General features: G+C 65.0%; 18 protein-coding genes and 1 other RNA gene. 12 read left to right on the top strand and 7 right to left on the bottom strand.

Going from position 1 to position 21,176, the window contains the following annotated elements:
- Positions 1–7: 7 nt before the first annotated feature.
- The 9 genes from XdyCFBP7245_RS02735 (at position 8) to sctC (ending at position 7,628) form a co-directional block, all read left to right on the top strand.
- Positions 8–463, top strand: coding sequence for an HrpB1 family type III secretion system apparatus protein (locus XdyCFBP7245_RS02735; protein WP_104614293.1), 456 nt, complete (start codon positions 8–10; stop codon positions 461–463).
- Between the two features lie 31 nt (positions 464–494).
- Positions 495–887 (top strand): type III secretion protein HrpB2, encoded by a 393-nt coding sequence (locus XdyCFBP7245_RS02730; protein WP_104614292.1) that lies wholly within the window; start codon positions 495–497, stop codon positions 885–887.
- Between the two features lies 1 nt (position 888).
- Positions 889–1,653: a type III secretion system inner membrane ring lipoprotein SctJ gene (gene sctJ, locus XdyCFBP7245_RS02725; protein ID WP_104614291.1), complete on the top strand. Its 765-nt coding sequence runs from the start codon at positions 889–891 to the stop codon at positions 1,651–1,653.
- Between the two features lie 9 nt (positions 1,654–1,662).
- Positions 1,663–2,292: a type III secretion protein HrpB4 gene (locus XdyCFBP7245_RS02720; RefSeq protein ID WP_104614290.1), complete on the top strand. Its 630-nt coding sequence runs from the start codon at positions 1,663–1,665 to the stop codon at positions 2,290–2,292.
- Positions 2,277–2,978, top strand: a complete 702-nt coding sequence (gene sctL, locus XdyCFBP7245_RS02715) for a type III secretion system stator protein SctL (protein WP_104614289.1) — start codon at positions 2,277–2,279, stop codon at positions 2,976–2,978. Before XdyCFBP7245_RS02720 ends, sctL begins: the two co-directional genes overlap by 16 nt.
- Positions 2,968–4,296, top strand: coding sequence for a type III secretion system ATPase SctN (sctN, locus tag XdyCFBP7245_RS02710; RefSeq protein ID WP_104614288.1), 1,329 nt, complete (start codon positions 2,968–2,970; stop codon positions 4,294–4,296). The genes sctL and sctN overlap by 11 nt, the downstream gene beginning before the upstream one ends.
- On the top strand, positions 4,289–4,798 hold the full coding sequence (locus tag XdyCFBP7245_RS02705; protein ID WP_104614287.1) for a type III secretion protein HrpB7: 510 nt from the start codon (positions 4,289–4,291) through the stop codon (positions 4,796–4,798). Before sctN ends, XdyCFBP7245_RS02705 begins: the two co-directional genes overlap by 8 nt.
- Positions 4,795–5,625 carry a type III secretion system export apparatus subunit SctT gene (gene sctT / locus XdyCFBP7245_RS02700; protein WP_104614286.1) on the top strand — a complete coding sequence of 277 codons (831 nt, stop codon included), beginning with the start codon at positions 4,795–4,797 and terminating at the stop codon, positions 5,623–5,625. The genes XdyCFBP7245_RS02705 and sctT overlap by 4 nt, the downstream gene beginning before the upstream one ends.
- A 176-nt stretch (positions 5,626–5,801) precedes the next feature.
- A complete protein-coding gene (gene sctC / locus XdyCFBP7245_RS02695) occupies positions 5,802–7,628 on the top strand; it encodes a type III secretion system outer membrane ring subunit SctC (RefSeq protein ID WP_104614285.1) in 1,827 nt (608 codons plus the stop codon).
- Positions 7,629–7,910: 282 nt separating this feature from the next.
- On the opposite strand, the gene XdyCFBP7245_RS23665 is transcribed toward sctC, so the two are convergent.
- Positions 7,911–8,780, bottom strand: a complete 870-nt coding sequence (locus tag XdyCFBP7245_RS23665) for a hypothetical protein (RefSeq protein ID WP_146091637.1) — start codon at positions 8,778–8,780, stop codon at positions 7,911–7,913.
- Between the two features lie 802 nt (positions 8,781–9,582).
- Positions 9,583–9,975, bottom strand: a complete 393-nt coding sequence (gene xopA / locus XdyCFBP7245_RS02680) for a XopA/Hpa1 family type III secretion system protein (RefSeq protein ID WP_104614282.1) — start codon at positions 9,973–9,975, stop codon at positions 9,583–9,585.
- 464 nt (positions 9,976–10,439) lie between these two features.
- On the opposite strand from xopA, the gene XdyCFBP7245_RS02675 reads away from it, so the two are divergent.
- Positions 10,440–10,922 (top strand): lytic transglycosylase domain-containing protein, encoded by a 483-nt coding sequence (locus XdyCFBP7245_RS02675; RefSeq protein ID WP_228322999.1) that lies wholly within the window; start codon positions 10,440–10,442, stop codon positions 10,920–10,922.
- 479 nt (positions 10,923–11,401) lie between these two features.
- Here the strand turns inward: XdyCFBP7245_RS02675 and XdyCFBP7245_RS02665 are convergent, their stop codons facing one another.
- From XdyCFBP7245_RS02665 to XdyCFBP7245_RS02645, 4 genes are all read right to left on the bottom strand, one after another.
- On the bottom strand, positions 11,402–13,006 hold the full coding sequence (locus tag XdyCFBP7245_RS02665) for a hypothetical protein (protein ID WP_372469467.1): 1,605 nt from the start codon (positions 13,004–13,006) through the stop codon (positions 11,402–11,404).
- Positions 13,007–13,711: 705 nt separating this feature from the next.
- On the bottom strand, positions 13,712–13,918 hold the full coding sequence (locus XdyCFBP7245_RS02655) for a hypothetical protein (protein WP_104614279.1): 207 nt from the start codon (positions 13,916–13,918) through the stop codon (positions 13,712–13,714).
- A gap of 2 nt (positions 13,919–13,920) precedes the next feature.
- Complete coding sequence (gene avrBs2 / locus XdyCFBP7245_RS02650; RefSeq protein WP_104614437.1) at positions 13,921–16,071, bottom strand: type III secretion system effector avirulence protein AvrBs2; 2,151 nt, start codon at positions 16,069–16,071, stop codon at positions 13,921–13,923.
- Between the two features lie 143 nt (positions 16,072–16,214).
- Positions 16,215–17,372 (bottom strand): ROK family protein, encoded by a 1,158-nt coding sequence (locus XdyCFBP7245_RS02645; RefSeq protein ID WP_104614278.1) that lies wholly within the window; start codon positions 17,370–17,372, stop codon positions 16,215–16,217.
- A gap of 102 nt (positions 17,373–17,474) precedes the next feature.
- Here XdyCFBP7245_RS02645 and XdyCFBP7245_RS02640 point away from each other — a divergent pair, with 102 nt between their 5' ends.
- Both XdyCFBP7245_RS02640 and XdyCFBP7245_RS02635 read left to right on the top strand, forming a co-directional pair.
- Complete coding sequence (locus tag XdyCFBP7245_RS02640; protein ID WP_211287632.1) at positions 17,475–20,150, top strand: TonB-dependent receptor; 2,676 nt, start codon at positions 17,475–17,477, stop codon at positions 20,148–20,150.
- Between the two features lie 10 nt (positions 20,151–20,160).
- Positions 20,161–20,946: a DUF1868 domain-containing protein gene (locus XdyCFBP7245_RS02635; protein WP_104614276.1), complete on the top strand. Its 786-nt coding sequence runs from the start codon at positions 20,161–20,163 to the stop codon at positions 20,944–20,946.
- A 102-nt stretch (positions 20,947–21,048) separates the two neighbouring features.
- Here XdyCFBP7245_RS02635 and XdyCFBP7245_RS02630 read toward each other — a convergent pair.
- Positions 21,049–21,124, bottom strand: a non-coding RNA gene (locus XdyCFBP7245_RS02630) — sX9 sRNA.
- Between the last annotated feature and the right edge of the window lie 52 nt (positions 21,125–21,176).

Here is a 21,176-nt window from a genome sequence, read left to right as displayed (position 1 = left end):
GTGCGGTATGGAAAAGATTGAATGTCCCGGTCCGGTCGTGAGTGGGCTGATCGAACTGATCACGGTGGGGCTGACCCACGAAAAACTCGAAGAGGCCACAGCGGTGCTGGCCGCAGTGCGCGTGTTGCGGCCGGAGCTGAAGGCGCTGGATACCTTCGATGCCTGGATTGCGATCAAGCGCGGTAGTTATATGGAGGGTGCGCGCCTGCTGCGTGAGCTTGAGGCCGATGCCGGCTCCAAGCCGTTGTGCAAGGCCCTGTATGCGTGCTGCCTGTTTGCGGTGGGCGACCCGTCATGGCATGGCATTGCAGACGGTCTGATCGAAGAGGACGCCGATGCCGACGCCGTTGGCCTGGTCAAGGCGCTGTCAGGGCGCTACACCCCGGCACCCACGCAATCGGAATCGACGACCGAATCCGCCGCGCCAATGGAAGTTCCCAACGCGCAGTATCTGCGCGCCTGACCCAGCTGTTGCCCCGCCTGAGGAACATGTCATGACGCTCATTCCTCCTGTTGCACCGATCACTGCCAGTACCGGCCTATCCACGCCCGCGGTATCGCCGACGGCGGCACCGAGCCAGGCACTCGTCAACCGCTTCCAGGCGTTGATGCAGTCCTCCAGCCCGCTGCCGCCAGCCATGCAGCGCGTGGGAGAGCCGAGCATGATGAGCCGGATGGTCGACGTGCAGAACGATGGCGTGCGAACCATCACCGAGCATATTGATGCCTTCAGCATGCAGGCGCCGACCATGGGTCTGCAGGAAATGGCGTCGCAACAAATGAAGCTGATGCACGAGCTGACGATGGTCGGCTTCAACCTCAATGTCAGCGTCGGCGTGGCGCAATCGGGCAAGAACGCCGTGCAGACACTGTTCAAGAACCAATAGCATGCGAAAGCTCAGATATCTGGTGGTGTTGCTGCTTGCACTGCTGCTGTCTGGCTGCGACCAGCAGCTCTATTCCGGGCTGACCGAGAACGACGCCAACGAAATGCTCGCCGTGCTGCTCACCGCCGGTGTGGATGCGGACAAGGTCACGCCCGATAACGGCAAGACCTGGGCGATCAACGCGCCGCACGATCAGGTGTCGTATTCGTTGCAGGTGCTGCGCGCGCATGGCATGCCGCACGAGCGGCATGCCAATCTCGGCGAGATGTTCAAGAAGGACGGTTTGATCTCCACACCCACCGAAGAACGCGTGCGTTTCATCTACGGGGTCTCGCAGCAGTTGTCGCAGACCTTGTCGAATATCGATGGCGTGATCGCCGCCGATGTGGAGATCGTGCTTCCCAACAACGACCCGCTGGCCGCCTCGGTCAAACCCTCCAGCGCTGCGGTATTCATCAAGTTTCGCATCGGTAGCGATCTGACCAGCCTGGTGCCCAACATCAAGACGCTGGTGATGCACAGCGTAGAAGGGCTGACCTACGAAAACGTCAGCGTCACGCTGGTGCCAGGTGGGGCGGACAGCGATACCCAGCTCTCGGACTTGGCGCCTCCGCATGCCCGGGCGTGGCCATGGCTGGCCGGATGCGCGCTGGCCTTGTGCGTAGCGCTCGGTGCGGCAGCGCTGTACTGGTGGCCGAACGCCAATGCCCGCCGCTGGGGTGGCTGGCAGCGCCTGCGCGAGTTATCCAGAAAACACGCTGGGTGAGGGCGGCCTATGGACCACGCACGCATCGACAACGCGGCACTGTGGCTGCAACGATGGACAGCGGCCATGTCCGCCCTGGCGCAATCGCTGGATGCGGACCGGGTGGCCCACTGGCTGGGTCCGGTCGCTGCGGCCGGCTGGGCAGGCGCACCTGCGCAGCGTCGTGTGCGCGTGATCCAGGCTTGGTCGGGATGCTCGCGCATGCAGCTCTGTGCGCTGGATCCGCTGGCCAATCGGCTGGTCGCGCTCGCGCCCGATCTGCTCGCCAAGGTGCTGATGAGCCGCGCGTTGTTTTCGCGCGCGGTGGCGCTGCGCCGCTGCATCGAGCGCGAGCGCCTGATCTGGTTCGAGCAGCGGGTAGGCCCAGCGGTGCTTGACGCTGTGCGCCATCGCGCAGGCACCGGCACGACAGCGCCGCTGTTGCCCCGCGACGCCGACCAGGCGGCATGGGTCGGCGATGGCTGGCGGCGCATGCAGGCAGATGGTGTGTGGCCCGACCCCTGCATCGCCAACGTGATGGCGCTGTCCTTGCCGTTGGACGCGGCGCACGTGGCGCCCATCGCTGCAGATGGCGCGAGCGATGCGTTCCTGCAGGCGCTTCCCACCTTGTTGCCGGAGCTGCCATGCGTCTATGGCTGAGGTCTACACCGGAGGCGGTGGGCCTGGACTGCGACGTCATCCCCCGCGAAGCACTGGCCTGCGTGCTTGAGCTGGACGCGGCGGCTGCGCAGGTGCACGCGCGTTGCGCACAGACACTGGGCGACGCCCGGACGCAGGCGCAGGCGCTGATCAACGATGCCCAACAGCAGGCCGAGGCGATCCTCCAGGACGCCCAGGAAAAAGCCGAGCGCAGCGCACGCTTGGGCTATGCCGCCGGGCTGCGCCGTCAGCTCGACGCGTGGAACGAACGCGGCCTGCGGCATGCCTTCGCAGCAGAGGACGCCGCACAGCGCGCACGCGCACGTCTGGCCGAGATCGTCGCGCACGCCTGCGCACAGGTCCTGTACGGGCACGACCCCGCTGCGCTGTACGCGCGCGCCGCACAGGCGCTGGACGGCGCCCTGGACGAGGCCAAGGCCTTGCGGGTGAGCGTGCATCCGGATGCGGTGGACGACGCCCGGCGCGCCTTCGATGCGGCCGCGGCGGCCGCAGGCTGGAGCATGCCGGTGGACCTGTGCGGCGACGCGGATCTGGCCTTGGGTGCCTGCGTGTGCGAATGGGATACCGGCGTGTTCGAGACCGATCTGCGCGATCAGCTACGCAGCATCCAGCGGGTGATCCGCCGCGTCCTGGCCGCGCCGCAGGCGGTGTTGGATGACCACTGAGCTACCGATGTTGGAAACAACGCTCGAGCGCGAATTGGCTGCGCTGGCCTTCGGTCGTCGCTACGGCAAGGTGGTCGAGGTGATCGGCACCATGCTCAAGGTCGCCGGGGTGCAGGTCAGCCTGGGCGAGGTGTGCGAGTTGCGCCAGCGCGATGGCTCGCTGTTGCAGCGCGCCGAGGTGGTGGGCTTCAGCCGCCATCTCGCCTTGCTGGCGCCATTCGGCGAACTGGTCGGGTTGTCGCGCGAGACGCGCGTGGTCGGATCCGGGCGCGCACTGGCGGTGCCGGTCGGCCCGGCGCTGCTGGGACGTGTGCTCGATGGCCTGGGCGAGCCGGCCGACGGCCAGGGGCCGGTCGCAGGCGTGGACTGGGTGCAGATCCAGGCGCAGGCGCCGGACCCGATGCGCCGACGCCTGATCGAACAGCCGATGCCGACCGGTGTGCGCATCGTCGATGGCCTGATGACGCTGGGCGAAGGCCAGCGCATGGGCATCTTCGCCGCTGCCGGCGTCGGCAAGAGCACCTTGATGGGGATGTTCGCGCGCGGTACGCAGTGCGACGTCAACGTGATCGTGCTGATCGGCGAGCGCGGACGTGAAGTGCGCGAGTTCATCGAACTGATTCTTGGCGAAGACGGCCTGGCGCGCAGCGTGGTGGTGTGTGCGACCTCCGACCGCTCCTCCATCGAGCGTGCCAAGGCCGCCTATGTCGGTACCGCCATCGCCGAATATTTTCGCGATCGCGGCATGCGCGTTCTGCTGATGATGGACTCGCTGACGCGCTTTGCCCGCGCGCAACGCGAGATCGGCCTGGCCGCCGGCGAGCCCCCTACACGTCGCGGCTTCCCGCCGTCGGTGTTTGCCGAGCTACCGCGCCTGCTCGAACGTGCCGGCATGGGCGAGACGGGTTCGATCACCGCGTTCTACACCGTGCTGGCCGAGGACGACACCGGCAGCGATCCGATCGCCGAAGAAGTGCGCGGCATCCTGGATGGCCATCTGATTCTTTCGCGCGAGATCGCCGCCAAAAACCAGTACCCGGCCATCGATGTGCTGGGAAGCCTGAGCCGGGTGATGAGCCAGATCGTGTCTGCCGAGCAACGCCAGTACGCCGGCCAGCTACGGCGTCTGCTGGCCAAACACAACGAGGTGGAAACCTTGCTGCAGGTCGGTGAATACCGCCAGGGCAGCGACGCGGTCGCCGACGAGGCGATCGCCAGGATCGATGCGATTCGCGACTTCCTCAGCCAACCCACCGATGAGCTCAGCGACTATGACACTACCCTGGAACAGCTTGCCGGCGTGATCGACGATGCGTGAGCGTGCGAGCACCTGGGCGACGTTGCAGCAGCTGAAGACGCGCCGTCACGAGCGAATGCAGGACCGCCTGAACGACTGCAGGCGTGCGCTGGAGCAGTGCGACCGCGAGCGTGCCAGTTGCAGTCAGGAGGCGAACGCCTGCACCACGCGTCTGGCCGCGTTCGATGCCACGCTGACCGACAAGGCCGGCGCGGGCGAGTCGATCGGCATCGACGCGATCCTGCAGCATCAGCGCTTCCGTGCAGTACTGGAAGAGCGCTGCCGCGCCGCACAGCAGGCGCTGGTCGCAGCGACGCAGGCAGTGCAGAGCGCACGCGACGAAGTCGCAACGGTGCAACAGACGGTGAGCAGGCTGCAGGCACAGGCGCAGGTGTATGCGGAAAAGGCCGCCAGCGCGCAGCGCGCCTGGCAAGCCCAACGCGAAACCGCCGAGGAAGAAGATGCGATCGAAGCCTTGATCGGGCTGCGTCTGCATCGTGCCGCGCGTGGAGTGCAGCCATGAGCGACATCGCAAATGCATTGCTGGCGCTTTCATCCCAGGGCGTCTCGCTGCTGGCCTTGCTGGCGCTGTGCGGGGTGCGCGTGTTCGTGATGTTCTTCGTGCTGCCGGCCACGGCGCAGGACAGTCTCCCCGGAATCGCGCGCAATGGTGTGATCTATGTGCTGAGCTCGTTCATCGCCTACGGACAACCTGCCGATGCGCTGGCCAGGATCGAAGCGACCGGCCTGGTGGGGCTGGTGTTCAAGGAAGCCTTCATCGGCCTGCTGATCGGGTTTGCCGCCTCCACGGTGTTCTGGGTTGCCGAGAGCGTGGGCCTGCTGATCGACGATGTGTCCGGCTACAACAACGTCCAGATGACCAACCCGCTGAGCGGCGAGCAGAGCACGCCGGTGTCCACGGTATTGATGCAGTTGGCGATCGTGTCCTTCTACGCGCTGGGCGGCATGCTGATGCTGCTCGGTGCGCTGTTCGAATCGTTTCGTTGGTGGCCGCTGAGCCAGCTCACCCCGGACATGGGCGCGGTCGCCGAGTCCTTCGTCATCCAGCAGACCGACGACATGATGACCGCAATCGTCAAACTGTCCGCGCCGCTGATGCTGGTACTGGTGCTGGTGGATCTGGCCATCGGCTTTGTGGCGCGCGCTGCGGACAAGCTGGAACCTTCGAATCTGAGTCAACCGATCCGCGGCGTACTGGCGCTGCTGCTGCTCGCGCTGTTAACCAGCGTGTTCATTACGCAATCCGGTGACGCACTCGGCTTCCTCCATTTCCAGCAGCAGTTGCACGATGCCGCGAACATCGGCGGCAAAGGAGGTACATCGCATTGATCATTGTTGAGACATCGACTGCCGTGCGCTCCCTACACTGACCGCACGCGCCTGCGATGTGCTGCCCGACGCCGTGTCCGCAGCCCGGCTGCACGCGGCACGCACTCCCCGGCCGACGCCTGCGTGCCAGGCTCCGCCCTATCGACTTCTTTCACTTGCCTCGCAGAGGGAACGCCATGGCATACGCCTGTCCTCCAGTTCACCGCCATCGACGTGCACCGCTGGTCGCCGCGTTGCTGCTCGGCCTGCTGCCGCTGTTGCCGCCGCAAGCCGCTGCCACCCAGGTGCCGTGGCATTCGCGCAGCTTCAAATACGTCGCCGACCACAAGGATCTCAAGGAGGTACTGCGCGACCTGTCCGCCAGCCAATCCATCACCACCTGGATTTCGCCGGAAGTGACTGGCACGCTCAGCGGCAAGTTCGAGGCCAGCCCGCAAAAATTTCTCGACGATTTGTCTGCGACGTTCGGCTTCGTCTGGTATTACGACGGTGCCGTGCTCAGAATCTGGGGCGCCAACGAAACCAAGAATGCGACCTTGAATCTGGGCGCCGCGTCGACGCGTGCGCTGCGCGATGCGCTTGCCCGCATGCGGCTGGACGATCCGCGCTTCCCCGTCCGTTACGACGAGGCCGCGCACGTGGCGGTGGTGTCCGGCCCGCCGGGATACGTGGATACCGTGGCCGCGATCGCCAAGCAGGTCGAGCAAGGCGCACGCCAGCGCGATGCCACTGAAGTGCAGGTGTTTCAGCTGCATTATGCGCAGGCGGCCGATCACAGCACCCGCATCGGTGGGCAGGACGTGCAGGTCCCCGGCATGGCCAGCCTGTTGCGCGGCATGTACGGCGCACGTGGCGCGCCCGCTGCCGCGCTGCCCGGGCCAGGCGCCAATTTCGGGCGGCTGCAGCCGATCGGCGGTGGCTCGTCCAATACCTTCGGCAATGCCGCGCAAGGCCAGGCTGGCGGCAGCGGCACCAGCAATACCGGCATCCTCGGCTTGCCTGCGTCATGGTTCGGCGGTGGCTCGCCGTCCGACCGGGCGCCGCTCAGCCCGCCCTTGCCGGGCAGTGGCGCCAACGCACCGGCCAATGTCTGGCCGGAAATGAGCCAGGCCCGCCGCGATGCGCCGCTGTCGATGGATGCCGGCAGCGGCGGCGAGCTGGCGTCCGACGCACCGGTGATCGAAGCCGACCCACGCACCAACGCCATTCTCATTCGCGACCGCCCGGAGCGGATGGCTGCCTATGGCACCTTGATCCAGCAGCTCGACAATCGCCCCAAGCTGCTGCAGATCGATGCCACCATCATCGAGATCCGCGACGGCGCCATGCAGGATCTTGGCGTGGACTGGCGCTTCCACAGCCGGCGCGTCGATGTGCAGACCGGCGACGGGCGTGGCGGTCAGCTTGGCTACGATGGCGCATTGGGCGGTGCGGCGGCGGCAGGCGCCAGCACTCCGTTGGGCGGCACCCTGACGGCGGTGCTGGGTGATGCGGGACGTTACCTGATGACGCGCGTGTCGGCGCTGGAGCAGACCAACAAGGCCAAGATCGTCTCCACCCCGCAGGTGGCGACGCTGGACAATGTGGAAGCGGTGATGGATCACAAGCAGCAGGCATTCGTGCGCGTCAGCGGCTATGCCTCCGCAGACCTCTACAACCTGTCCGCGGGGGTGTCGCTCCGCGTGTTGCCGAGTGTGGTGCCCGGTTCGCCCAACGGGCAGATGCGCCTGGATGTGCGGATCGAAGACGGGCAGTTGGGCGCCAATACCGTCGATGGCATTCCCGTCATCACCTCCAGCGAGATCACCACCCAGGCGTTCGTCAACGAAGGCCAGAGCCTGCTGATCGCCGGTTATGCGTCCGACAGCGATCAGACCGATCTGAACAAGGTGCCCGGGTTGTCCAAGATTCCACTGGTCGGCAACCTGTTCAAGCATCGCCAGCAAAGTGGCTCGCGGCTGCAGCGGTTGTTCTTGCTGACCCCGCATATCGTCTCGCCCTGAGCAGCGCATCGGCGTGCAGCCGATGCGCTGACACCGTACAGGCTGCCGCGTAGACCGGCAGCCTGTACGCATTGCGCATCAGGCTTGGGCGGTGATGGGCGACAGCTTGACATTGAAACCCCGCCCAAGCCGGTGCCGAACGAAGCGCTACTGCCCATGCCGGCGCCGCCCCGGTTCTGCATCAGCCGGTCGGGGCCAAGAAGGCCGTCGCCGGCAGACATACTGCGCGCGGCCGGCCAGCGCTCCGCCGGTAGTTTCCTACTTGGAGTCGCAGTTGACCGGCTAGTTGCGTGTATTCGCGTGGCGGTCCCGTCGCAGCTGCATGAGCCTGTCGAGCATCTGCTGCTGATGGTCGTGCGCAGCGCCCAAGTTAGCGGTGAACTCGGCTGTCTGCCGCCTCAAACTTTCCACGGCATCGGCGCCTGCGTTCGCGTAAGGCACACCAGTGTCCCATGTTTGATGACGTGGCGCGGAGCCTTGCCACCTGCTACCGGTGCCTGGATATTGGACGTTGCGCGGATACGGGCGCGTCTGCGGTGTGCCGGTCTGCGCTGGAAAGACGGGCGCGTTTTGCATGTTCTGCTGATAGTGGCTTGCCGCACCGATTTGATTGAGAAAGTCGTTTGTCTGTTGCATAAAAGCCCCCACCGCATCGGCGCCTGCGTTTGAGTAGGGACGTTCGCCATACGGGCGTGTCTGCGAGGTTCCGGTCTGCGGACCGTGGAAAGCCTCGTTGCGCATGCGCAGGCGCCGCTCCTGTTCGCGGCCCGGGTAGAAGTTAGCCATCATTCGGTCCAGATGGTTCTGCGGGGCTGCGGGGGCGTACACATTCGAGCTGGAATGAAAATGCCCGTGCGAGCGATGTGGTGACGTGCCGGGCAATCCACCACCACCTCTCGATTGATACTCGGAGTTGCGCGGGTAATTGCTCGACTGGGTGCCCCGCCGCTGCTGCGCCAACCTGGCTGCAGCAAGCGCGTGCCGCGTATTTTGAGACACTGCTTGGAGATCGCCAAGAAATCCATTCATCTGTTGCCGCGCGTTATGAACGGCCTCGGCGTTGGCGTCCTCGCTCGGGGGACGACGGTCGTGGTGGTCCGGATCTATACCGTAGTGAGGATCGTAAAAGGGACTGTCTGGACGTATTTGCATGATCGCAACGCTCCTTGAAGTAGTGAGAGAGACAAGGGTGCGCCTGGCGAATGGATTGACCTTGTCAAAACGACTAGGAAAGTGCTTGACTCGCCGATGCCGCCGCGATGACCAACAAAGTTGCGTGCGGTCTGTTCGGCCACCGCGCCACCACCCACCAAACCACTCAGTGGTGACAGGCATTGCCACGCGGACATGATGCAACCGAGTTACCTAGCAACGACCGCACTGCGGGCGAACTTGCAGTGTCATTAGCGAGCTGGACAAAACGTGGGTTCGGATGCGTGATGGAGTGCAGGATTCGGCTCGCTGGCGACGTTTACCCATTGCGCAGCAGATGCGACGAGGTCATCGCGCAAGACCGCCTTACCGCGATCGCAAACACGCCAAGCTCGGTCGCGGATCGGGCGCGCGCCATCGTCTTTTCCCCAGGCTCACCCACCTGCTGCCGCGTGCGGGACGCAGTGTATCCATCGCCGAACAGCGCAGCTGCTGTCATGTGCGTGGGGAGTTACGCAATGGCACCGCACTGGGCGGCGTCAAGAATTCAAATGAAACAGCTGCAAACATCAAATGCTGGCGCGACACTTGGAAGTGCAAGCTCGTCTGTCTTGATTGAAGTGACGTTACGTCAGCAAGCGCCTTGACAGAAACGCGGGTTCGAAGTGGAAGAGTGTTGCACTTGGAGCGCGAGTCGACCCAGCGTCTCGGCAGCAAGATCGCCTGCATGACCGTACCATCTCCGGTCGCTGTCGCAGCGTGCAGGCTGCCGTGGTACCTGGCAACCTGCACGCATTGCCCATCAGGCTTGGCCGGTGAAGCTCGACATGTTGGGATTGAAGCCGCCACCCGTGTTGTCGGCAACCTTGCTGTCGCCAAAAGAACCGCCACCGCCCATGCCGCCGCCACCCTGGCTCTGCATCAGCTTCGTCACGATCTGCATCAGCATCTGCGTCAACGAACTCATGCCGCCCTGCTGGTCGTTCTGCGGTTGTTCGTCTCCGCAGCCCTGATTGGCATCGCTGCCCTGGCTCTGCTGGAGCATAATCATGATGAACATGGCGAGCAGCTGATCCAGCTGCTGCTCGGAGGCAGCCGGCGACGAGCTCTGACCGGACTGCTGAGTTTGCTGGGGCCCGATGCCCATTGTCTGAAAGTTACTGAAGTTGGTGGGGTTATTTCCGATAGAGGCCATGGTGATTCCCGTCTTATGTGGTTGACTGGGTACATCGCGGATTGCCGGAAAGCTGCAACGGCAATATCACAAGGGGGACGCTGCACCGCCCCCGTCAGTAAGGTAGAAGAGCCGACCGCAGTACATTTACCAGGACGCGAAAGCGCGCCTTTGCTTGCGAACATGAGAACAGAAAAAACCACGAACGCGCCAAAAAACCGTGCATTGCAACGATACATGTATGGTTTCGCTTATGTGGTAGATGCTTCGTCCAGCATGTGCCTGCGTGCGCACAGCGCCGTTATGGTGACCTGATCGAGCGGAGCGTCGGATCAACCGGGGATGCGTATCCACTCCGCTGCGTTGCTGAAATCAACGACGATCAGGTGACAGACATGACAGAGACCGATACGCCGATCACGTGTGCGTCTGCGCACGGCACAAGCATATGGCGCCCACAGCATTGGGCTGCGCTCTCCAGGAACATGCCGGCGGATGCGCAGTGGTACGGGCTCCAGCCCAGGCGTGATGGCTCGTCTCGGCGGCGCCTGTGGATTGCGGCGGCGTTGCTGTGCGCCGCACCGCTCGCACGCGCAGATTGTTTTGAAGAAGCCGCCGGCTATCAGCATGTCAATCCGTGGGTGCTACGCGCCATTGCGTGGCAGGAATCCCGCGGCCGTGCCGACGCGATCCACCGCAACAATAACGGCACCATCGACTACGGAAAAATGCAGATCAATTCGATCCACCTGCGTCGCCTTTCCAGTTACGGCATCTCCAGGGACGCATTGATGCAGCCGTGCGTCAGCGTGTATGTGGCGGCCTGGCGGCTGCGCGAGATGACCAATAAGTACGGAAATACCTGGGCCGCTGTGGGGGCTTATCATTCCGAAACGCCGATGGAGCGCGACAAGTATGCGCATGCCATCCATTCCATCCTGATCAGGCGCGGCGTGGTTGCGGAGTAACGCGGCTGCGGCCGCAGCAGCGCGCAGGGTGCGGCACTTGGTCTGTCAAACGTTTCGGCAAGACGCGTAGTCGCTGCGCTAACGCCGGCTGCACCATGCGCAGCAGCTGAAGCGATCGGTGCGTGCGCATGCGTCACCGCATAGACGGCGCTTGAAGTGGTGGACCGTCTCGCCAGCAGTCGTGCGTAATGCCGACCGCCTGCATCAAGGAATCGCTCCGCTGCAGTGCAAAGAGATGCCGGCTGACCCGCACTACCTGTCCAAGTTGCTTGTACTTACCGGGCAAAAGCCGCGCCTGCCGGTTGTCGAGCACGGCGGTTTGATCGCTGCATACAAGAGCAGCTAACAAAACGACTGTGCTCACCGCCAGGCGGGCGCGTCTGTTGTCCTGAGACGAAATGTAACGTCGATAAACGTCGGTTCTAAGTGCGCCAATCGCACCTGCGTGACGCCCCCCGCGATGTTTACAGGCCGCTCTCTTACTCAGCCTGCGAACGAAGCGCCTCAGCCTCGCGAACGGCCGCCTCTGCCTGCCAGGTCGCACCGATGGTCTTGTACTGCATGCCGGCGGCAACCCCGGATACCGTATTGGAGAGCAACGCGCTGCGTGTAGGCGATAACCCGACCCAAGCGCCGATCATATTGATGGCGGTGCCGAGTGCGATATTGGAGTTGATTGCAGCGGTGCGTGTGATCGACTGGTCCATGACACGCGCGTAGTCCTCGCGCTTGCCCTTGAGTGCTGGGTCCAGGAATTGCTGTGTGCCGGCCTCATCGGCTTCATGCTGGGTCACATTGAGCCAATCCAGCGTTTCCATGGCGAGATTCAATGCTGCCGATACTGCGGATTGACGCACGATCACATTGGTCGCCCGGCCCTTGTTGAAAGGCGAATTCAGGCCTGCCCAGCGTTGCCGTGCGGTTGCAAGGTCTGGCGAAGACAGTTCGTTGGCCGTCAGATTGGTCAGCACGTTGGCCATGCCGTAGAACCTTCCGGCACTGGTGATATGCGGATCGCTGATGCCACCGTTGGTGGGGCCGCGCATTCCCACCATGCGGAATGTTGCCTGGATCGTATCGCGCGCTGCGGCATACGCGGCAATCTTCACGTCGCTGGCCAGCAGTCTGGCAGCCATCTCCGGCTGGCCGGCCGACTTGCCGGCCGCACCCACTGCGATGTTGCTCAGGATGCCGCCCAATGCCAGACGGGTGACCAGCTCCGAGTAATGCTTTTGCTCAGCTCTCTTGTTGGCCTGTTCGTCGCTGGATAAGGCATTCCACTGTTCCAGACTGAGATTGTGGAAACCTCGCGCAGCCGCGTCTGGATTGCGGTTCTCGCGGTTGGCTCGCAGCGTATGCAGCGCCATCTGCAGCGTGCCCGACACCGCCTGCAGCGCAACGACCGCTTCGGGTGGGAGTTGACGGAAGGCGGCGAACAATCCTTCGCCCAGCAATTCGCGCGCGAAGGTGGTCGTTCCAACGGACGTCGCCTGATGCACCAGATGCCCCATCGCAGCGCCCAGGTACTGTTTGTCGAAATTGATCAGGTGCACGCCACGTGCAGCGGACGCCACTGCCGCTGCGGTCGGTCCAAGTGCGGTGCGCACGCCACGCACCGCTCCGGTTCCGACCGATGCGGCCAGCGCGGCCAGACGCTCGGCAGTTGTGGTTGCACCGGTTGCTGCCGCAGGTGCAATGGTCGTCGCGGGCGGGTGCAACGCCACGACGGGCGGGTCGGCTTGTTCGTGAGAGACAGGGCGTGTTTCCGGTGGTTCCGGGAACTCTCTGGCGCTGTGGAAGATCTCGATTTCCTCCTCTTCGCTATGCAAGATCGACCCGGCCGCGTGATGGAGCAGGGGGCTTTGGCCGGAGTGCTTTTCTTTGTCGACGGCGCTGCCAGACCCATTGCCGCCTTCCGAAGTATTGCGTCTTCCGGGAGGTCTGCGAACCAAGCCAGACAGTGCAGGGTTCGCTGAGAATGACTGCGTCTGGTTGGGCTGCTGCGGCGGCGGCATTTCGATCACCACGTCTGAGCGGTTTACTTGCACTGGCTGGGAAGCGCTGGTTGAAGTGGTCTTCGTCACGGCATGTCCTCGCTGTGGTGGGAAGAGCGGCGTGCTGCCGCCCGGGCTTGCGGGCTGCTGACGTGCGGCAGTGGCAGCCGGCACATCATTTGACGGACGCATGACGGTACCAACCTCGCTTGCAGCGTCGGAGTCGCTGTTGGCCGGGTGATGCGCGATCGAGGCGACACCACGGCCGACGTGCAGCAGACAGCCACGGTCTGGCGCACGTGCCCCCATCAACGATCCGGGCAATGACGGAGCGAACTTATCAGCGTGCAAGCGAGGTGGTTGGATGCACCCAGAGGCATCCACGTTCGCCTTTCGGCATACATCATCGTCGTCAGTGACTCGAAAATGACATCAAGCCCGAGATCTGCGATGCATCAATTGCGAAATGATTATTCCGAAACGGAATATCGCATTCTGTGTAGCGATGAAATGTGCCTGCCGTCGACCGTGTCTTCGCCTCCCCGTCCACACCGTCGCGCTTGCAGCGACGATCACCGTCGATATATCGACGTTTTGATCCGATTGGCGTACCCACTTCGGATCCAGCATCCAGGCAATGACGACGACATTGTCGTCGTGCGACAGCAAACCGGGATGGCGCCGGTTTCGAACAACGCCAACCCTTCCTGCTCGACGGTGGAGATCTGGAAGAACCGGTGGTTGACCAGCTGCGCGGGATCCTGAAATCGCCCGCAGCGGCAGCGGGCGCACCGCCTAAGGTTGGTCCATCTCCTTCAGCACCCAACGCGCACAGGTGTCACGCAGCAGCCCCTTGCCGCCATCGGGCAAGCGATCGAACGCGATGAGGACGATCGTCTTGGTCGAAAGACGCTGCGTGGTCGCCGGCTGGTGGCAGAGCGCCCAGCCGGGTGGTGCGGCGGCATGCCGGCATGCGTACTTGGCACAGCAGCGCTTGACCAATCTCACTGCTCGGGTTCGATCTGTTCGGCCTGCGCGTTGAGATAGTGGCTCACCGGTGCGCCGCGATACTGCGCGTTCAGTCGCCCCAGCGATTCGGCGCGGGCATCGACCGCGCGCCGTGCGGCGGGATCGTGCTGGAGCTCTACGCTACGGTCCAGGACGCGACCTTCGCGCACTGCCGCCACCAGGGCCGGGTCGGCCGGCTTGGATGCGGCGCGGAATTCGCTGCTGCGCTGCTGCACGATCTGCGCATCGCGCGCGCTGTCGATGGGGGTCTCCGGCGGCAGATCCAGTTCCATGCCGGTATGGCCACGCGCCAGCGTGCGGTTTTCCAGCAGGGCCAGGAGTTCTTCTTCCGGCTGGTCGGTCAGCAGGCTCTCGCCGGCATCGCGAAAGGCACCGGCCGTGGTGCGCTGGATCCCGAAGGCTTCGTTGCTGAGCTTCTGCATCTCGCCGAAATTGCGCCAGACGTAGTAATCCTTTTCGTGGTTGGCGCGCGGCAGGGAGAAATCCTCGTAACGGTAGCCGGACGAAAATGCCGCTTGCGCGTAAGCCGAGTCGGGCTGGCGCAGGCGTGTGCGTGTCAATTCCATGGCCTTGCCCGCATCGGTGTCCGCATTGGTGGCCACCGCCTCCACGATGACCGGGCGCATCCTGTTCCAGCTTTCCAGCCATTGCACTGCCGTGTCGGCCAATCCTTCCGGCCCGGTGTCCTTGCCGGGGAAGAAATCGCGCAGCTGCTGGTCGGCCAGCATGCCCTGGCTGAAGACCGGCACCACATTGATCTTGGACAGCAGGCGATCGAGCGCGGCACGGCGTGGCGCATCCTGCGAGTGCAGCGGATTGATCTGGTAGTGCGTGTACAGATTGGCCACAAATTGATCGAAACCGCCGGTGTAGTACTTGGCATACAGCTTGATCGCCGCGGCCTTGCGCAGCTCCGGCCGACGCATCAGCAGCATCGCTACCGGCTCGGCGGTGTCTTCCTTGCAATCGAGTGCGACCGACATGGCCTCGGGCTTTTGCAACACGTGCTCCAGCGCCTGCTCCACGGCAGCAATGGCTTGGTCGGTCTTGACGAAGTTGCCATCGACCGGGTTGCGGATCACCAGCGGCATCTGACGCAATTGCGCGAACGGCACCTGCGATACCAGCCGGTTCTGCGGGTCGTCGGTCATGCGGCCGATGCTGAAGTCGTGCATCAGCACCGGCACGCCGTCGGCGCTGACTTCGACATCCAGCTCCAGATTGCGATAACCCTGTTCGTAGGCGCGATCGATGGCGGCAAGCGAGTTCTCCGGAATGCCGGCATGGTTGTCGAACAAGCCCCGGTGCACCATCACGTCCTTGCCCAGCGCGCGCGTGCTGGGCGCCTGGAAATAGTTCTCGTGGATCAGCTCCTTGCGGTGCTTGCGCAGCAACGCCTGCTTACCGGCCACCAGATGATGGTCGTTGGCTTTGAAGAAGGCCGCGCCGCCATCCTGCGCCGGCACCTCGTGGCCGTGGTACTGCGCGGCCTGCTGCAACTTGCGACGCGGCGGTGCGGATGATCCCGGCTGTAGCCAGTCCGGCGTGGCCAGTCCAAGACCAGGCAGATCCAGCGCCTTGCGCAATGCGCTGAGCGCTGGATCGCTGAAGTGGTCGCCCGCGGCAAAGGCGCGCTTCAGATCGAAGATGATGCGCCCGTGCTCCGCATCCACCAGCACCGGGCCTGCCGCTGCGCGTGCGCGCCCGGACAGGCCGCGCGCCATGGCAGTGAACGCGGCGCTATCCAGGTAGACCGGCTGCAGCGTTCCGGCGGCAAAGCGTTCCGCGATGCTGTCCCCGTTCCGGGCCGTGCCCGCCTGCGCGAGATACTTGGAAAGCGTGCTTTGCGCGGCCTGCACGGTGATCTGCCTGGCCTGCACTTCGACCAGGCGCTGCTCGGAGAACTCCCCATCGATCGCCACCAGCGCCTGCGCGCCGGTCATCGCGCTGTCGGGCAAGGGCACCAGCGGCGGCACGTTGGCGCCGCGGCGACGCGGGCGCGTCCCCGGCGGCTGGTTGCCGCCGGGCAGGTGCGGCACGTTCGCTGGCGTGCTTGGAGTGGCGTGCGTGGGCGTTGCCAACGCGGCGGCGGGCGGGACGGACAGTTGCGAAGGACTAATACGCATGATGCGCTCCGGAGCACTGGTGGCGGCCAGTAGACCGAATGCCATATGACAATGCCCGACCGGGGCGAAATCTGCCATCGCAATGCGAAACGATGCCGCACGCCCAACGCTGTCGTCCCTGCAGGCAAGCGGCATCGTCTGCGCTAGAACAGGGTTTCCTTGAACGGCAACATGGCCGCGCCCAGCACCGTGGCCTGTGCCTGCACCTGCCCCACCAGCAAGGATGGATACGGCGATGCAACGCCACGCCGCGGCGCCGATTCGAAGGCGATGCGGGCGATCAGCCGCTGCGCCAGATCGGCCGGCAGGCGCGCGCCGAAGACGACCGTCGGCGGGTCGATCAACGCGATGATGGCGGCCACCGCCAGGGTCACGGTCGGTTGCACCAGATCCAGCCAGGCATCGATCTGCGGCCACCCAGCGTCGTAGTGCTGAAGCATGGCGTGCAGGTCCGGCAGCACATGGCCGTCGGCGACCAGCGCCTGACGCAGGCTTTCCAGGGTGGGCCGCGGCATGCCGGTAATGGCGGAGATGCGGCCGAGTTCGCCCGCATTCGCATGCGCCCCGCGGCGCACGCTGCCCGCCGCGATCACGCCCGCGGCAAAGCCATCGGCGATGTACAGATAGACCAGATCCGGCGATTGCCGCCCTACCCCGTACACCGCTTCGGCCAGCGCGGCGCAGTGGGCATCGTTGTCCATCCAGACCGGCAGCTGGAGGCAGTCGGCGACCAACCGGTCCAGCTCGACCTGCATCCATTCCGCTGCCAGCGACAGCGGCGGATTGACCCGGGTTCCATCGCCGATCCGCGGCCCGGTCATGCTCAAACCGACGCCGAACACACGCTGCCGGTCCACGCCGGCCGCCTGCAGCACCGCCTCCACCAGCACAGGCAAGTGCGCGCGCACCACCTCCAGGGTCAGCGGGAAGGCGGTGTACTGGTGTTGGCCACGCAGCTGCCCGGCGAAGTCGATCAACACCACCGCGATGCCATCGACCATCAACGACACCCCGATGCTGTACGCATAGCCGGGCACCAGACTCACCTGCGCGCTGGGCTGGCCGCGGCCACGCCGCAGCGACGGCCCCAGCTGCAGCAGGCCATGGGCCACCAGCGGGTCGATGATGCCCTTGGTGCCGGGCACGCTGAGCCCGCTGGCACGCGGCAGATCGGCGCGCGCTACCTGGCCGTCACGGCGAATCAAGTCCAGCAGCAGGCGCTCGCTGGCGCCGGCGGCATGGCCATCGCCACGGCGACGGTAATGCGCACGGATGGCCGCGTTTGCGAAGAAGGAAGGCATGCGCGGCGAAAGCTCTGTCGTTGTCATAATCGTTTTAATTAAGAAGCTTAATTTAATCCGCCTGCGGCGCCACCTCGGGGCCGCCCGACGTCGGATCGTGCCATGCGCCCGTTGCAACCTCATTCCCACCCCCATTGCTCCCCACCGCCTTGCCCGCAGCCCCGGCATGCGTTGTCGCTGGCGTTGGGGCTGGCCTTGATCGGCTGGCTTCCCGGGCCGGCCAGCGCAGCCCAGACGCCGGTCGAGGCCGACGCGCCAGTCCTGGATGACGCGCACACCCTGGATACGGTGCAGGTCCGTACCTCGTTCCAGTCGCAAAACACCCGTGCCATCGCCACCAAGCAGACCGCGCCGACCATCGTGGATTCGGTGGCCGCCGACAGCATCGGGCAATTGCCGGATTTCAACGTCGGCGACGCGTTGCGCCGCGTCACCGGCGTGAGCACCGTGGAATACCAGGGCGAACCGCGCTACGTGACCGTGCGCGGCCTCAACGGCAACTACAACAGCATGCTGATCGACGGCTTTGCGTTCGCCAGCAACGACATCGGCAGCCGCCAGGCCATGATGGATGTGCTGCCGGCCAACTTCGTCGACCGCATCGATGTGGTGAAGTCGCTGCTGCCGGAAAACGACGGCGGCGCGATCGGCGGGGTCACCAACCTGGTCACCGCCACCGGCTTCGGCCGCCCGGACGGCCTGCTGACCGCCTCGGCCAAGGGCGGCGCCAACCTGATGGGGCAACGCTATGGCGGCCGCACCCCGGTGGGCGAAGGCGAGCTCAAATGGGGCAAGCGCTTCGGCCGCGACGATGCGTTTGCGTTTCTGGGGGCGGTCAGCCTCTGGCGCCGGGTGATCTCCGTTCCACAGCAGGAAAACGGGGGCGCCTTGAACTGGTACAACGCCGACGGCACGCGCGCTCCGGTGCCCTATGGCGGAGTCGGCGACGCGGTGCCCAGCGAACGGCGCTGGTACAACTACGACAACACCCGCGAGCGCCGCAGCGTGAGCATGCGCGTGGATTGGCAGCCCGACGGCCCACTCAGCGGCCATGTGTCCGGGTATGCGTTCCGCCAGCGCGAGGCCTCCGACCGCGCCACCCAGGCCGCGCAGGTACAAAGCAGCGCGCGCCTGACCCGCACCGGCCCGCAAAGCGGCACGCTGGACAACCTCAACCAGCTCGTCGAGCTGGGGCAGTTGCGTTGGAAGCGCGGCCTGACCGGCGTCAACGGCGAACTGCTGGCCGAGCTGCCGGCGCAGTGGCGCGGCGCGCTGCGCGCAAGCACCTCGCGCGCCACGGTGGACAACCCGCAGACCTGGGATCGCTTCCAGCAAAACCGCCTGGCCTATGCCTTCGACTGGAGCGGCGAACTGTCCGCATTCGCGCCCCTGAACCCCGCGCTGGCCGACGACCCGACCCGCTACACCAACCTCAACCACCAGCAGGAGCGCACGAGCTACGCCGAGCGAGTGAGCGACCTGCAACTGGAGTTCCGTCGCAACATGGACGAAGACAGCCAGGGACTGGGCCTGGCCTGGGGCCTGCGACAGGTCCGCACGCATATGCAGACCGCGTTCCAGCGCACCACCTGGAGCGGGTTGCCGTATTCGCTGGCCGATGTGCTGGGCAGCCCCACCTGCGCGCTGGGCTGCAACATGCCGATGCTCACCATCGCCCCGGCGCTGGCCGACGCACGCTGGGATGCGGTTGCCGGCCAGGCGCGTGGGGTGGTGGACACCACCGCACAGAACAGCGGCAGTTACACCGTCGACGAGCAGGTGCGCGCCGGCTTCGCCCAGGCGCAGTGGCGCGGCGAACGCTGGCGCCTGGCCGGTGGCGTGCGCCTGGAACAGACCCGCTTCGGCAGCACCGGCCAGCAACTGAGCGGTAACGTGTGGACCGCGGTCGGCGCGCAACGGACCTACCGCAACTGGCTGCCGTCGCTGGCCGGCCAGTGGCAGACCAGCGCCAACGGCACCTTGCGCGTTGGCGCCTCGCGCTCGATCGGGCGGCCGCGGCTGGACCAGATGGCGCTAAACGGCGGCGTGCTCACGTTGGGCAGCACCCCGCCGACGCTCAACCAGGGCAACCCGGACCTGCAACCGCGCCGCTCGCAGAATCTGGACCTTGGCCACGACTGGACCTTCGACGACGGCGGCAGCCTGCTGTCGATCGCCCTGTTCCGCAAGACCATCGACAACGAGATCTTCCGCTACGGCCAGCTGCAGGACATCGACAGCCAGCAGGTGCTGGTCACCCAGCCGCGCAACACCGACCGCCCGGTGCGCATGCGCGGTGCCGAACTCGGCGCGATCAAGGAACTCGGCCCGTGGCTACCCGCGCTTGCCGGGCTGTCGGTCGGCGCCAATGTGACGTTCCTGCACGTGGACTACCCGGTGGTGCTCGGCGATGGCACCCGCACCACGCTGGACGTGCTGCCGCAGCAGCCCAGGCAGTTGTGGAACCTGACCCTGAATTACGCCCGCGGGCCGCTGCGCAGCACGCTGGCCTGGAGCCGCACCGGCGAGCTGTGGGACGACCGCTACCCCAACTACAGCAGCCAGCAGGAGTTCTATCGCAACCGCTACCAGCAGCCGCTGGACCGTCTGGACCTGAAACTGGCCTGGGACGTGTCGCCCACGCTGGCGGTGAGCCTGGACGTGCTCAATCTGGCCGGCCAGGGCTACCAGTACCGCATCGGCCGCGATCAGGAATACGTGCAATCGGCCTGGAAGATGGCCCCCACCGTGATGCTCGGCGTCAACGTCAAACTCTGAGGAGCTCCCCATGTCGTCGTTTCTGGACACCCCCATCAGCCGCCGCCATCTGATGGCCGCCGCAGCCGGCGCCACGCTGCTGACCAGCGGCCTGCCCGCGCTGGCCAGCACACCGCCGCCGGATGTGGGGCGCAAGTTCCTGCGCTCACGTCGGCCGATGGCATTTGCCGGCAATACCTTCGTGGGCCACCTCGAACAACAGGGCGAGAGCTACGACAGCTTCGACCGCGTGCTGGACATCTACCGCGAACTGCCCGAGCACCGCTTCGCGAGCAAGTTCGCGCTGCTGCCACCCAGCAGTTATCACGTGACCCTGCTGGGCGGGGTCAACGAGATCGACCGCGCCAGCGGGCCATGGCCAAGCGATCTGACGCGCGATGTGGCGTTGAGCGAGATCAATGCCGATTTTCTTTCGCGGCTGGCGCAACGCACTGCAGCGCCGTTGGGTGCGTGCAGCTTTGTGGTGAATCCGTCTGCGGCAAAGACCGGCAGCAACGACAATCTGCTCATCCCGCTGCAACCTGCCGATGCACAGACCGCGCAGCGCCTGGAAGCCGCGCGTCAGGCACTGATGACGCTGACCCGCCTGCAGCGCCCGGACTACATCAACTTCCAGTTTCATATCTCGCTGGCCTACCTGTGCGAAACGCTCGATCGCGCAGAACAGGCTGCCTATCGCGCCGCAGTGGGCGGCTGGCTCAAGCGGCTTGCGGCAGCGGGCCCCATCACGATCCCGCGTTTTCACTTTTGCACGTTTACCGATATGGATGCGTTCCGGACGGTGCGCGAGGTGTGAGGTGGAGATTTGGGAATGGGGACTTGGGACTGGAGTGAGGTGTGCGATCTCGCCACTCCTCCGCAGGCGATACCTAAAGAGCGACTGAGATACCTAACTAGCGGCTGATAAAACGTAGCGAGCAGTCGTCAGGTGGGTGTGCACGGCGCGCTTGGAACTGGGTGTGCGGCCGGTACATTCCGCACCGAGCACCGGCCGGCTGACGGTGAGCATCGTCGTTTTGTTAGCGG

The organism is Xanthomonas dyei (assembly GCF_002939865.1).
Classification (GTDB): Bacteria; Pseudomonadota; Gammaproteobacteria; order Xanthomonadales; family Xanthomonadaceae; genus Xanthomonas; species Xanthomonas dyei.
This window is presented reverse-complemented; position numbering and strand designations above follow the sequence as displayed.

What these genes read in the sequence shown, in the direction of transcription:
- sctL (WP_104614289.1), top strand. Translation starts at nt 2,277, where the DNA reads ATGCGTCTATGGCTGAGGTCTACACCGGAGGCGGTGGGCCTGGACTGC.
- XdyCFBP7245_RS02675 (WP_228322999.1), top strand. Translation starts at nt 10,440, where the DNA reads ATGCCGGCGGATGCGCAGTGGTACGGGCTCCAGCCCAGGCGTGATGGC.
- sctJ (WP_104614291.1), top strand. Translation starts at nt 889, where the DNA reads ATGCGAAAGCTCAGATATCTGGTGGTGTTGCTGCTTGCACTGCTGCTG.
- XdyCFBP7245_RS02735 (WP_104614293.1), top strand. Translation starts at nt 8, where the DNA reads ATGGAAAAGATTGAATGTCCCGGTCCGGTCGTGAGTGGGCTGATCGAA.
- XdyCFBP7245_RS02730 (WP_104614292.1), top strand. Translation starts at nt 495, where the DNA reads ATGACGCTCATTCCTCCTGTTGCACCGATCACTGCCAGTACCGGCCTA.
- XdyCFBP7245_RS02720 (WP_104614290.1), top strand. Translation starts at nt 1,663, where the DNA reads ATGGACCACGCACGCATCGACAACGCGGCACTGTGGCTGCAACGATGG.
- sctC (WP_104614285.1), top strand. Translation starts at nt 5,802, where the DNA reads ATGGCATACGCCTGTCCTCCAGTTCACCGCCATCGACGTGCACCGCTG.
- XdyCFBP7245_RS02705 (WP_104614287.1), top strand. Translation starts at nt 4,289, where the DNA reads ATGCGTGAGCGTGCGAGCACCTGGGCGACGTTGCAGCAGCTGAAGACG.
- sctT (WP_104614286.1), top strand. Translation starts at nt 4,795, where the DNA reads ATGAGCGACATCGCAAATGCATTGCTGGCGCTTTCATCCCAGGGCGTC.
- xopA (WP_104614282.1), bottom strand. Translation starts at nt 9,975, where the DNA reads ATGGCCTCTATCGGAAATAACCCCACCAACTTCAGTAACTTTCAGACA.
- avrBs2 (WP_104614437.1), bottom strand. Translation starts at nt 16,071, where the DNA reads ATGCGTATTAGTCCTTCGCAACTGTCCGTCCCGCCCGCCGCCGCGTTG.
- XdyCFBP7245_RS02635 (WP_104614276.1), top strand. Translation starts at nt 20,161, where the DNA reads ATGTCGTCGTTTCTGGACACCCCCATCAGCCGCCGCCATCTGATGGCC.
- sctN (WP_104614288.1), top strand. Translation starts at nt 2,968, where the DNA reads ATGACCACTGAGCTACCGATGTTGGAAACAACGCTCGAGCGCGAATTG.
- XdyCFBP7245_RS02640 (WP_211287632.1), top strand. Translation starts at nt 17,475, where the DNA reads ATGCGCCCGTTGCAACCTCATTCCCACCCCCATTGCTCCCCACCGCCT.
- XdyCFBP7245_RS23665 (WP_146091637.1), bottom strand. Translation starts at nt 8,780, where the DNA reads ATGCAAATACGTCCAGACAGTCCCTTTTACGATCCTCACTACGGTATA.
- XdyCFBP7245_RS02645 (WP_104614278.1), bottom strand. Translation starts at nt 17,372, where the DNA reads ATGCCTTCCTTCTTCGCAAACGCGGCCATCCGTGCGCATTACCGTCGC.